Origin of the sequence: Psychrobium sp. nBUS_13 (assembly GCF_051201665.1) — a bacterium.
Lineage (GTDB): Bacteria > Pseudomonadota > Gammaproteobacteria > Enterobacterales > Psychrobiaceae > Psychrobium.
Genome location: NZ_CP179210.1, coordinates 3287656 through 3300517, shown reverse-complemented (window position 1 = coordinate 3300517; position 12862 = coordinate 3287656). Strand labels below are relative to the sequence as shown.

At 39.2% G+C, this 12862-nt stretch carries 11 protein-coding genes; 3 read left to right on the top strand and 8 right to left on the bottom strand.

Features of this window, described 5'->3' with window-relative positions:
• Positions 1 to 18: 18 nt before the first annotated feature.
• Entirely contained in the window at positions 19 to 2766 is a 2748-nt protein-coding gene (locus tag ACMAZF_RS15315; RefSeq protein ID WP_435274630.1) for a choice-of-anchor B family protein, read from the bottom strand.
• Positions 2767 to 2810: 44 nt separating this feature from the next.
• Between ACMAZF_RS15315 and ACMAZF_RS15310 the strand changes: the two genes are divergently transcribed.
• The gene (locus tag ACMAZF_RS15310; RefSeq protein ID WP_435274629.1) at positions 2811 to 3623 is read left to right on the top strand and encodes an MbnP family copper-binding protein; all 813 of its coding nucleotides are present in this window, start codon (positions 2811 to 2813) and stop codon (positions 3621 to 3623) included.
• On the opposite strand, the gene ACMAZF_RS15305 is transcribed toward ACMAZF_RS15310, so the two are convergent.
• Genes ACMAZF_RS15305 through ACMAZF_RS15295 form a run of 3 tightly spaced genes read right to left on the bottom strand, consistent with a single transcriptional unit; the run spans position 3617 to position 4436 of the window.
• On the bottom strand, positions 3617 to 3799 hold the full coding sequence (locus ACMAZF_RS15305) for a hypothetical protein (RefSeq protein WP_435274628.1): 183 nt from the start codon (positions 3797 to 3799) through the stop codon (positions 3617 to 3619). The genes ACMAZF_RS15310 and ACMAZF_RS15305 overlap by 7 nt on opposite strands.
• Positions 3796 to 3924 carry a hypothetical protein gene (locus ACMAZF_RS15300; protein WP_435277262.1) on the bottom strand — a complete coding sequence of 43 codons (129 nt, stop codon included), beginning with the start codon at positions 3922 to 3924 and terminating at the stop codon, positions 3796 to 3798. Before ACMAZF_RS15300 ends, ACMAZF_RS15305 begins: the two co-directional genes overlap by 4 nt.
• Before the next feature lie 35 nt (positions 3925 to 3959).
• The gene (locus ACMAZF_RS15295; RefSeq protein ID WP_435274627.1) at positions 3960 to 4436 is read right to left on the bottom strand and encodes a Calx-beta domain-containing protein; all 477 of its coding nucleotides are present in this window, start codon (positions 4434 to 4436) and stop codon (positions 3960 to 3962) included.
• A 111-nt stretch (positions 4437 to 4547) separates the two neighbouring features.
• Here ACMAZF_RS15295 and ACMAZF_RS15290 point away from each other — a divergent pair, with 111 nt between their 5' ends.
• Positions 4548 to 5684: an MbnH family di-heme enzyme gene (locus ACMAZF_RS15290; protein ID WP_435274626.1), complete on the top strand. Its 1137-nt coding sequence runs from the start codon at positions 4548 to 4550 to the stop codon at positions 5682 to 5684.
• Here ACMAZF_RS15290 and ACMAZF_RS15285 read toward each other — a convergent pair.
• Positions 5681 to 8383 (bottom strand): EAL domain-containing protein, encoded by a 2703-nt coding sequence (locus ACMAZF_RS15285; RefSeq protein ID WP_435274625.1) that lies wholly within the window; start codon positions 8381 to 8383, stop codon positions 5681 to 5683. The two genes, ACMAZF_RS15290 and ACMAZF_RS15285, sit on opposite strands and share 4 nt — an antisense overlap.
• 363 nt (positions 8384 to 8746) lie before the next feature.
• On the opposite strand from ACMAZF_RS15285, the gene ACMAZF_RS15280 reads away from it, so the two are divergent.
• Entirely contained in the window at positions 8747 to 9070 is a 324-nt protein-coding gene (locus ACMAZF_RS15280) for a hypothetical protein (protein WP_435274624.1), read from the top strand.
• Positions 9071 to 9095: 25 nt separating this feature from the next.
• Here the strand turns inward: ACMAZF_RS15280 and ACMAZF_RS15275 are convergent, their stop codons facing one another.
• The 3 genes from ACMAZF_RS15275 to ACMAZF_RS15265 form a co-directional block, all read right to left on the bottom strand.
• Positions 9096 to 10988 (bottom strand): DUF885 domain-containing protein, encoded by a 1893-nt coding sequence (locus tag ACMAZF_RS15275; RefSeq protein WP_435274623.1) that lies wholly within the window; start codon positions 10986 to 10988, stop codon positions 9096 to 9098.
• A gap of 121 nt (positions 10989 to 11109) precedes the next feature.
• Positions 11110 to 12264 (bottom strand): radical SAM family heme chaperone HemW, encoded by a 1155-nt coding sequence (gene hemW, locus ACMAZF_RS15270; protein ID WP_435274622.1) that lies wholly within the window; start codon positions 12262 to 12264, stop codon positions 11110 to 11112.
• Positions 12264 to 12860 carry an XTP/dITP diphosphatase gene (locus ACMAZF_RS15265; RefSeq protein WP_435274621.1) on the bottom strand — a complete coding sequence of 199 codons (597 nt, stop codon included), beginning with the start codon at positions 12858 to 12860 and terminating at the stop codon, positions 12264 to 12266. Before ACMAZF_RS15265 ends, hemW begins: the two co-directional genes overlap by 1 nt.
• Positions 12861 to 12862: the final 2 nt, after the last annotated feature.

Below are 12862 nucleotides of genomic sequence, written 5' to 3'. Positions count from 1 at the left end.
TTAGCGGCATTTTTTTGGTTAACGGTTTACTGTCTTTCTATATCCTACAACAGATAAGAATATCAGTAGTAAAATTCCGATCTGCCCCCCTGATGATGACTTAGGAGGCTCTGGCTGAATGGTCGCTTTCACTGATACAGTTACAGTTTTTTCACTTACTGCCCCTCGTACATCAGACACTGAGACCTTAAATTCTAACGTCGCAGCTTGTATCGGTGCAACAAAACTAGCGTTCATTAACGTGCTGTTGTTTATGGATACGTTAGGACCACTGGTTTGAGTCCACAGGTAGGTTAACTCGTCACTTTCAGCATCTGTTGCTGAACTCGTTAATTGTGCCGTTTGGCTTGTGTTGACTTCAAAGTTCTCTTTGATTGTGATTTCTGGGGCTGTATTCGTATCTTCATCTCTAATGGTAATCGCAAGTACAGAATTCTCAGCTAATTGAGTGTCGCCAATTGCAAGTAGCGTTAGATTAAAACTTTCGTCACTCTCGCTATTATCGTCATTAAGAATATTTAATGAGAGTGTTTTAGGTGAGTTATCACCATCTTGCCATGTTAATGTACCATCTAACGATTGAAAATCTTCATCGCTAGTCGCTGAGGTAGGAGACGTGGTGTAAGTAACGCTTAATTCGCCATCTGAACCGCCATTACGAAATACCTCAATGGTTGTTTCGCCGCTTTGTTCGTTGAGTGCAATTGCATTTTGCTCAAAACCAATAGCACCTGGAATTTTCTTACCGTCAATACTAACTGTCATATAATGAGGAGATGACAACGTTGCGCCATTTTGTGGGTTAAATAAACGTACGAAAAACTGTTCTTTGGATTCATTAATATCAATATTGTCATTGATGTTAATTGTGATGGTTTTATTATCGCTATTGCCATCTTCCCAGGTGATAATACCTGAATTATCAGTGTAATCTTGTTCTGGAGTTGCACTTCCTGGCAATATTTCCCAACCGACACTTACACTATCTGAGCTTCCTGTTTGTCGCGTTATCTCGATATTAACTGGCGTATTAGGCGCTGTAAGAATAGCATCTAGCGTAAATGACAGGGTTCCTTGAGACACGTTTCGCGTGTTGTCTCGCATTATGAATAGGCCACCATTAATGTCACTAACTAAGATTAGTCCCGATGGTAAAAACGGATATACGCCCCATGCACCATCAAAACCATTCGAGTCACTTGCTGAGAACGTATCGAAAAAACCAACTTCTTGCGGCGCTGCTGGGTTGGTAATATCTAAAATAGTAAGGCCACGGCGATAATTTGACATGTAATAACGGTTTCCGCGAACGAATCCATTATGATCGATTGCTTTGGTATCACCTTTCCACACACCTGCAAGCGCTGGGTTGGTCAATGAGGTTATGTCATAAACTCTTAAGGTGGTGTTTAACCCACCGCGATATTCATCGAACTCATCGTGAACAAAAATAAAACGTTTGTCTTCACTCCACCATCCTGAATGAACGTATTGAGAAGAAGAGGGGACATCGTTGTAGCTAAATTCACTGAGCTTCTTTTCACTACCCGGAGTTGTTGTATCCCAGATCATTACTTCGTTTTCATTAAAATCGATGAACACTTCACAAGTTTTATCTTGTGAAATACAGTCAGTTGATTTTCGTTCATCATCAATTCTTAATGATGTGCCATCGTGAGTGTAGCCATTTGTACCATTAGCCCCAACGGCTAGTGGAGTTAATTTTTTCGGATCGTTTAACGAATAACTAAGAAATGATTCCGAACTAATTTTTGACCCTTTAGAGCCGACAAGTTGCAGAGATGGTGCGGCACCCTTCAACGCTGTATTGGTTGTATAATCAACATTGCTAATATAAACATTGTGCGATGTTGAAACTGCGGTGTCCTTGGTTACTAAAGAAATGCTATTGGGTAATTGATTCAAATCGATAATGGTGACGAAGTCGCTGCTGCTATCGATAGTGGCATATGCATAGGCTTGCCAGATACCTTGCTGTTTATCGAAGTATTGATAAACTTTTACATCGCGCCAGCTAGAATTTTGACCTGAAATAGCGCCCACTTCTCTTGGTGATTCTGGGTTAGATAAGTCAAATACGGCAACACCATTAATGATTCCCATAATGGCATATTCTTTATTAGTATTGAGATCAACATGGCCCCAAATATCGTTACCTGCGCTGGGTTTAAAACCAAAGTCCGCTAATGCAACGTGAGCAACAAGATCGATATTATTACAAGAAAAACCAGCTGCACTGCCATCGACACACTTGGCTGAAGAATGACTCTGATTTGCTGCTAAATACTGCTTATTCGCTTCGCTGATACGTTGCTTTGAAAACTTTGCTTTGCCATCACTCATCACCGTAAAACCTTTTTGACGAACCAATGTCGTCATATCATTAGGTACACCGAATAACCGAGTGATATTTGTTGAAGGGCTTTGATTGCTATAGTGATCAAATCGATTGTAACCACCTAAAACTGGTACTAAGGCGCCTTTAAGCGCCAATATTTCTTCTAAAGACTCGAGATGATAGTCACCCGCTGCAAGACGTAACTTGTCACCTTTTGCCGCTCTAGATATGCCATAGAGCATCGTTTTACAAGGACGAAGGGGGTTATCACACAATCCTTCATCAATACCATCAGGAGACACATATCGCGCTTTATCTTTCTCTGCATGTGCATGGCTACTGAAAGAAATTGTCGACATGAGAAATAGAGCGGTAAACATCACCAGAATTTTCACTAAAGAAGTCATATGTAACAGCCTTGTAAATTTATTTGTCACTACCTTACTTTAATATGGTATTTTATCAAGTTTGTAAATTTGAAATGGATTTAATTAAGGCTGTGAAAAAAATAATAAAAAAATTTGCATATAGCGTTTTTATTTGTGCTGCCGGACTGGCTTTGTTTGGTTGTAATAAAAGTGTTGATAATGACTCCGTAGTCTTCTCTCTTCAGTTTCAAGATAATAAAATAAACTGCGGGCAACCAGCAGTGCAGGGGATGGAATTGTCTCAATTTTGGTTTTATCTTTCTCAGATAAAAGTTCAATTGAACGGAGAATGGCGTGATATCACTTTACCAGATACTAAATGGCAACATGATAACGTTGCATTAGTAGGTCAGCATTGTAGTGATAACACCGAAAACAATTGGCAATTAACGCTAAATCAAGATGAATTAATTGATGGCGAAAAATTAGCATTCTCAATTGCTGTACCGTTTGAATTAAATCATCAGAACCCTCTGCAGGCGCAGAACATTTTTGACAATGCCAATATGTTTTGGACGTGGCAGCAAGGCTATAAATCACTGCGTTTAGATCTAAAAAGCGATAAAGCAGGTTGGGCTTATCACATTGGTGCTGTGGGCTGCAAATCTCCTAGTGTTATGCGAGCCCCAAAAGCTGAATGTAGAGAGCCAAACAATATTAATATAGAAATTTTAGACTTTAAGCTCAACAAAAATATAGTTATCGATATTTCGAGAATATTATCTCATATTGAGCTGACATCTGAATCTCGTTGCCTTTCAATGCCCCATCAAAAAAGTTGTAATGTCTTGATGGGAAATCTAAAAAACATCAGGTTACCTGTTTACTATCAGTGATAGAGTTGTATTCGTTTAATTCGCAAACTTAATACCATCAGAAAAAATAAAGAAATTAGGTTTTGCACACCAGATGCCGTAACTGGCGTTGAAACTTCTATTATCGGCTCCTTGACGGTGATGGTAACTGTTTTTTCTGATGAGGCACCACGTAAGTCAGTAGCGCTCAGTTTCACACTAAGGTTCCTGCCGATTTTGGAGCGATGAAGGTTATATTCTCTTGATTGGGCTTTCTTAAATATACAAGGTCACCTGAAATTTGAGTCCATAAATAAGTAATGCTATCCCCTTCTGGGTCTATCGCAGTACTTGTTAATCTGGCAGTTTGAGTTGCGGCTACTTCAAAATTTCAGCTATTGTGATTGTCGGTGGCTTGTTATTTTCATCATCCTTAATAACGATGTTGATTGTATAATTAGATGCTAATTTGGCATTTGAGATCGCAGATAGTGAAATTTTAAACGCTTCATCACTTTCAAAGTCATCATCATTTATTAATGGAATAATAATTGTCTTTTTATCAGTATCTCCGTCTGCCCATGTTAACGTACCGGATATATTTTCTAAATCTTCATTTATAGTGGCAGGAATGATTGAGTAGTCAACACTAACTTCGCCATCTTTTCCGGCTGTTCTATATACATCTATCGAAAAATCAGATTCATTTTCTGCAATAATTAAGTCTGATGAATCAAATCCAATGAGTCCTGGTACACTCTGGCCTTCAATATGGACAGTTAAATAGGTAGGGGAACTGATTGTTGCTCCATTTTTAGGGTTAAACAACCTGACAAAAAAGGTCTCTGAAGGCACTATTAATCATCGTCAACTCCTTGTAAAATATATGTTAAATACTTTAAGGTGTTGTGTGTTTTTATCAAGTGTTTAATTTGCAAACAATTTACTGTTGATTTTGAGGCGTTGGTGATTAAGAAATTCTTAACGATAATATTCGCGATAGTGTTGATTTTCGGGTGTGATAAAGCTCCTACAGATAATGAAAATAAATATAATTGGGACTTTCCACAAGGTTTCCCAAAACCATTTGTTCCTGCTGATAATCCTATGTCGACTGAAAAAGTTGAATTAGGTCGATTCTTATTCTACGACACTCAATTATCTGCCAATGGCAGTCAATCCTGTGCAAGCTGTCATCTGCAAAGTCGCGCTTTTTCAGAACCATTGACAACCTCTGTCGGCTCTACAGGACAAATTCATCGTCGTAACGCTCAAGCACTTGTCAACGTTGCGTTTAATCATTCTTTAACGTGGGCAAATGACGAGATTGTTACGTTAGAACGTCAAATATTGTTGCCACTGTTTGGTGAACAGCCGATTGAAATGGGGGTAGGTAGCCATGAGGACGAAATTCTTGAACGATTGAGTAATACGCGATATAAAGCGCTATTTTTGAATGCGTTTGGTGACGATGAGATTAATTTTGATCGCATTGTAAAAGCGCTAGCAAGCTTTACTCGCAGTTTAGTGTCATTAGATAGCCCATTTGACCAATATGCCTATCAAATGATAGATGATGCCCTCAGTGAGTCTCAGTTACGAGGCATGAATATGTTTTTCTCTGAAAAGCTAGAGTGCCATCATTGTCATGGTGGATTTAATTTTACGCAATCAACAACACATGAAAAACAGCAATTAGATTTACGAGCATTTCACAATACGGGGCTTTATAATCTCGCTGGTGAATATAGTTATCCAAAGCTAGATACTGGGCTTTTCGAAGCAACAGCAAAACCACAGGACGTTGGACGCTTTAGGACGCCGACATTGCGTAATGTCGAACTAACGGCGCCTTATATGCATGATGGTAGTATTGCAACATTATCTGAAGTCGTTGATTTTTATGCCGCTGGTGGGCGTCATATTAAAACTGGTGAATTTGTTGGAGACGGACGAGAAAATCCTTTTAAAAGCCAGTTTGTAAAAGGGTTTGAACTAGATGCTCAGCAAAAGACCGATTTAGTGGCATTTTTGGAGGCGCTGACAGATAGTGAATTTATCAATAACCCTAAACACGCCAATCCGTTTTTAGAAAAGCACTAAGCAATGCAGGTAGAATTTTTCTCAGTCAATTTATGAACGAGTGCTGAGGCTCTAACAGGTTTAGATAAATAATACCCCTGACCAAAACTACAGCCCATTTCATAAAGTAATTGTTGTTGCTCCGCTGTTTCTATCCCTTCAGCAATTATTTTCATGCCTAAACTATCAGCCATGGTAACAATTGCCTTACACAGCGCATTTTCTTTGGATTTAGGACTCAGGTTCGACACGAAGCTTCGATCTATTTTTAAATAATCGATATCAAATTTATTCAAATACGACATTGATGAATATCCGGTACCAAAATCATCAAGAGCAATTGGCATACCGCAGGCTCTAAAGTCTTTGAGAGTTTCAACAGAGTCATTATTGGATTCAATAAGCAGGGTTTCAGTCAGCTCGATAATGATCGATTTATCTCTAAGTTCAAGCTTTGATAATTGACGACACCATGCTTTTGGATCGATGGTATTACTGTGATATTGAACCGGAGAAGTATTGACCGAAATCGAAAATTCAGGCTCGATACGTTGCAGAATTTTGACTTGTTTAGCCGCTTGTTCAAAAACCCATTCACCGATGATGTTGATGAGCCCTGATTCTTCGGCAAGTTCAATAAACTCATTTGGCGGCACTATGCCTAATTCAGGATGATTCCATCGAAGTAGGGCTTCTGCCTTCATTATTTTTTTCGATTCTAGGCAAACGATAGGTTGATACTCTAAATAGAGCTGCTGGCGTTCAATTGCTTGTCTTAAATCATTTGATAGAGCCAGTCGCTTTGTCGCGTTTGATTGCAGTTCTTGCGTAAAATACTGAACGTTATTACGACCCTGCTCTTTGGCATGATACATCGCTTGATCTGCATTTTTTAATAATTGAACGTCGTCAACACCGTCGTTTGGACTAAAAGTCACACCAATACTTGTGCTGATGTAATGTGGCTGACCACTTAATAAGAAAGGCGTGGCTAATGCAGCTAGTATGCTATGGGCAATCCTATCAATGACGGTTATATCTTCTAGATCACTCAAAATAATTGTAAACTCATCACCACCAAGTCGAGCAACCATATCGATATCCCGAACACACTTTTTAAGACGAGTCGCTACTTCGATTAATAGCTTATCGCCCACATCATGTCCCATTGAATCATTAATTTCTTTGAAACGATCCAGATCTAAAAAGAGCAAAGCGACCTTTTTACCACTGCGAGCGGTCTTTTTGACTTCAAATATTAGTCGTTCTTTAAACATTAAGCGGTTAGGGAGATCTGTTAAGCTGTCAAAGTTGGCTTGAAGCCAAATATTCTCTTCAGCAAGTTTGCGTTGCGTGATGTCTCTAAAGCTCCAGAAACGCCCAACAAATGTTTTATGTTCGTCAAAAAGAGGGGCTGAAAAGCGTTCGAAAGTCCGTCCATCTCGCATATGGATTTCAGAAAAACTCTGCATATTGTTATCAGCATTATGCGCTCTAACAGATGTGAGAAATTCTTTTGCATTTGAGACTTTTTTAGTCATCGCATAAAGCACATGCCAGTTATCAATATCGACAAGTTGAGTATCGTTGAGGCCCCACAATTGCTTTAGTTGATTATTTGCTGACACTAACTTCCCTTGTGCATTAAACGTTAAAATACCGTCAATGGAAGCTTGTTGTTGCGTTTTCAAAATACTATTCATCAAACGCATTTCTTTTGTTGCATGGCGCTTTGAATGCCATAAAACAATAACGGGAATGAATACAAAAACCACTAACACACAAACGAAAAACCACACCGCAGGGTGCGATAAAATGTAGCCAGTTTGAGGCGGTTCAAACACGATTTTATCAGAATTAATTGCACTGTTTGACAATCCCATACTCGCGACAATTTTTTGCCAGCGCATCGCAGATGAAGCGCCTATTTCTATCAAATTTGGCTGCATTAAATAGGTTAGCTGCCGAAGCTCAACAAGTAATGAATTAATTGAAAGTGTATCGTTGTAACTGGTTTTTATCAGTTCGGCAGTATATTGTGGATTTTTTAATGCGTATTGCCAGCCCTGTAAAGTCGCAGTCTTAAATTGTTCTGCTTGGGTAGTATGTAGTGATAAATAGGCTTGTGTTGAAATGATATTGGCACCATAAAAATTCAATCCAAGTGAGCGAGAATTAATGAGTTCATAGGGCTTAGTAAACTTCGCTGTGATGTGGGGTAATTGAGTTGTTTTTACAGCGATAGCTGAGACATCATTATTATTGAATAAGGCTATATCGTCACTTTCGATAGTACGGTAATCACTTTTATTTAACCCTGCGGCTTTTAGCATAGTATGAATTTCTATGGCCTGATGGGAGATGGCGATCGACTGATTTTTCAATGACTCTATGGTGATATTTGGATTAGTTAATAGTACCCACGGCGAAAATTGCTCTATTGTTGCTAACACGCGAAATTGGGGGGATTGTTCTAGGTGTGAAACGAGCGATGATCCCGCAATAGCGAATTGAGCTGTGTTTAGAAAGAGAGATGTTAACGGTGAAAAGTTTTCTTCAGTACCTTCCTTAATCGTAACTGCTAATCCATGTTTTTTGTAATACCCCTGATCAATAGCGACATAATACCCAGCATGGCTAAATTGATGTTGTGTATCTAATTGTAAAGTAACAGATGTTAGCTCATCAAAACCGTTGGTTTGATAACTCGTTAGTAACATAAATACAACAAACAGATATCGAGGCAATCGTAAAATCATAGGATTTAATAGTTAAAAAGTACTACTTTATATTATTATTGGTCATTTTTGGCTAGCGAGAAGTCTAATGATTAGTAGTCGAAAGTCAATCGGTAACAATGATGAAAAAACAACAAACTTAATCTATGTTATTTAACAACGAACTCTTAACATAATTGCAATTAAATCAATGGTTTATTTTGATATCAAGATCGTCTTAGAATTTAGGCTAGAAACACAATTGTTTTTAACTAATAAATGGAAAGAATTGATAGACGATATAAGTACCTTGTGACACAACGATATTTGTAACAAACTAGATAAAGTTTACAAACAGGCTGACTAATGATGATTGATTCAACTAAATATAAAATATGTGCACTGGCGCTAATTATGATGCCAATTAGTGTGCTGCATGCCACTTCGTCGACGGCATGGTACAAAGTCGACAAAATTCAACAGATCCTCAAATTGGTTGATAAAAAATGTATTGATGACAAAGTTGAACAATGTCAACGTACTCGGCACTGGCGTGTTTATTACAAAGCAACTAGCAAATATGCACCTTTGCAGACATTTGAAGAGGTGTTAATGGAGGATATTCCACAGCTTGGTGCAGTAATGCAGCTGACTGTGGATGTTGAGAAGAAGAAAAAGGCTATGATGTAGTAGCCTTTCTCTAACTATATCAATACTACAACGCGTTATTTATATAATTATCAACCTGTTGTTCTAATACATCAAGCGGCACTGGACCATTACGTAAAATTGCATGATGAAATTCTCTAATGGAGAATTTGTCGCCTAGCGTGTTTTTAGCTTTTTGACGTAATTCGACTATCTTGATCATACCTATCTTATAAGCAGTAGCTTGTGATGGCATGACAATATAGCGTTCAATAGCCTTTATAACATCACCCTTAGGGTTTGGCGTATTCTGTACCAAATAAGCGATAGCTTGTTCTCTAGTCCAGCGCATTTGGTGAATGCCTGTATCAACAACAAGACGACATGCACGCCATAGTTCCATTGCTAGTCGGCCAAAGTCAGAATAAGGATCTTGATAGAAACCAATTTCTTTTGGCAACAATTCGGTGTACAAACCCCAGCCTTCAGAATAGGCGGTATAGTGACCGTATTTACGAAACTCAGGAATGCCTGTTAACTCCATTCCCAATGATATCTGCATATGATGACCAGGTAGCCCCTCATGGAAGGCTAACGCCTCCATTTGATATTTTGGCATGTTATTCATGTCATACAAATTAGCGTAATAACGACCCGGGCGTGTGCCATCTGGGGAAGGACGATTATAAAAGGCTTTTCCCGCTGATTTTTCTCTAAAGGCCTCTACTGCTTTCACCACTAAGTCTGCTTTAGGTTGAACGACAAAAAGCTCATCAAGGCGCAACTTCATTTGGTCAATGTATGATGTCGCCTTCGTTAGGTAAGCCTGACGCCCTTCATTTGTATTTGGGTAATAGAATTGTTTATCAGTGCGCATAAATTCAAAGAATTCATTTAAATTACCTTTAAACTTTACTTTGTCCATGATTTGGCGCATTTCGTCATGGATTCGATTAACTTCACTCAATCCAATGCTGTGAATTTCCTTGGCGGTTAATGAAGTTGTCGTTGTATTCTCAAGGGCTCTTTTATAAAACGTGTCGCCATCAGGAAGCTTCCATACACCATCATCATAGCTAGCTCTAGCTTGTTGCTCTCGTAAATAGCTAATGAGTGTACTATATCCAGATTTTACATCGCCAAGCAGTGCATCACGTGCTTGATATTTTAGTGTCTCTTTTTCGTTGTTTGATAATGGCAATTTGTCGACTTTACGTGAGAAGTCAGCAAACAACGGGCTCACACCTTTATTGTTAAATGGTTTGCCGTTAAGAACATTCATTGAGTCATTAATTACGTACTCATAAACAAAATGTGGCGCCATTATTCCACGCTCTTCACGATCTCGTAAATTCTGCGTTAACTGCTTCATCAAAGGCTTTAAGCCATGTAAACGTTTTATATACGCTTGAGCATCAGAGCTGTTACTAATTTTGTGGGCATTGATAAGCATACTAACAGCTTGACTATGGAGCCCACGCATTTGGTTCACTGGATAACTGTGAAAGCGCCATTGATGGTCATTAATTGAGTCTTGCAATTTGTTTTCAAAAAGTTGAAAACTTAATTTTGTTTGTTCATCTAATAAGAGGGGATTTATTTCTTTTAGACGATTTAGATCTTCAATATCTTTTAAATGATCCTGTTGAGCTGCAGTGTCACTAATGTCATCCCATTTATCGTAATCTTGTTTGATGCCCATGTAGGTCTGACGCATTGGACTTGCCATTAAGTTTTCTTTATAAATATCATCAAAGAGCTGATTTGCAACGGCTGATTGCGCTGCAACTTGTGCCAGTTGCGATGCTGTCACAGCGGGAGAGGCCGCAATATTAACTTGTTGGGCGGGATTAAGTTGCTGTGCTAATTGTTCTTTATCAGCCTCAGTTGGTGTAAAATTAAGGCTACAACCGCCCAATACAAGCGCACCTGCGCCTAATGATATTATTTTATTATTCATCAGGTTATCCGTTAAAGTTGATGACGGTTACGATTCAAGACACTCAGTCTACTAAATTAGTCATAAAGATAAAATACCCAAACCTATCCTCTCAATATGATTGTTGTCAGCAATTTTTTCGTTATTCCATAAATAGATTGAGAAGTTCATTTAAAAAACGCTGGCCAAGTGGAGTCACATGCCAGTGTGTCGCCGTCTGATCTATTAACCCTTTGTTAATTGCACGCTGCATCGGCGTGGCAATCGTTTGTTCACTTAATCCCGTGAACTGTGAAAACTCTTCTCTAGGACAAGCTTCAACGAGACGAAACCTATTCATGAAATACTCAAGGGCGATATCTTCTTTATCGACAGCCCAACGTTCAAAAGAATACGCATTATCCTTATCGAGATACCCTTTAGGGTGTTTTACTTTACTTGAACGCAATACCTGATTATTTAATACATCGGTTATTTTTCCGTGTGCGCCACAGCCAATTCCAATGTAATCGCCAAAACGCCAATAGTTTAGATTGTGATGGCATTGATAACCAGGTTTGGAAAATGCAGATATTTCATATTGAACATAGCCCGCATCGAGCAATGTTTGGCGTCCAGCATCAAAAATATCAGCAAGCACTTCATCGCCTGGAATTGTTGGCGGCTTTGAATGAAACTGAGTATTTGGCTCAATGGTTAATTGATACCATGACAAATGCGGTGGCGATAGGGTGATTGCTTGCTTCAAATCAGCCAAGGCATCGCCGACATTCTGTTTTGGTAACGAGTGCATTAAATCGATATTGTACGAACGCAATGATAAATCGTTGGCTTGCTTCGCAGCAGCGATCGCCTCATCACTATCATGGATACGTCCTAAAATAGTTAGCTTATCTTTTTGGAATGACTGAACACCGATTGAGATCCGATTGACCCCTGCATCTTGAAACTGCTTAAAACGACCCGCTTCTACGGTGCCGGGGTTAGCTTCCATGGTTATTTCAATATCATCAACACAATCAATCATTGATTTTACGCCATCAAGTAACCGTTTCATTTGCAAAGGTTCTAGCAAACTTGGCGTACCGCCACCGATGAACACTGATTGCAATTGCCGACCGTGAACATTCTCTAGCTCTTCACTCAAATCTTCAAGCAGCGCATCAACATAAGCCTGATGAGGGATTTCGTTTTTAAGCGCATGAGAATTAAAGTCACAATATGGACATTTTTGAACGCACCACGGAATATGAATATACAAACTCAGTGGTGGTAGCTTTAGTGTATCTATGGTCATTATTTTTGCTGCGCAAGCAGGGGAACTAATGCGCTAAGCGCTTTGGCGCGATGGCTTATTTTATTCTTGTCAGCTTTGTCTAATTGCGCGCTTGTGCAATCAAGAGATGGCACATAAAACACCGGATCATAACCAAAACCTGCGCGGCCTTCTTGAGTCTTTGTAATGTGTCCATTCCAAAAACCTTGGCAAATGATCGGTGTTGGGTCGTTTTCGTGCGCCATATAAACCAGCACACATACAAAACGAGCTTGTCGGCTATTGTCATCAACATCTTTCATTTCAACGAGTAATTTATCGATGTTAGTTTGATCAGTTGCATTATCGCCACTATATCGCGCTGAATAAATACCAGGGGCGCCACCAAGTGCTGAAACCTCAAGACCTGAATCATCTGCAATGGCAGGCTTGCCTGTAATTTTGGCTGCGTGACGCGCTTTGATGATGGCGTTTTCAACAAAGGTAGTGCCAGTTTCTGGAACATCTGGCACATTGAATTCGCTTTGGGCTACAACATTTAAATTTAATGGGGCAAGCATTGCTGCTAATTCTTTTACTTTGCCTTGGTTTCCCGTGGCTAAAACGATTTGAGACATAC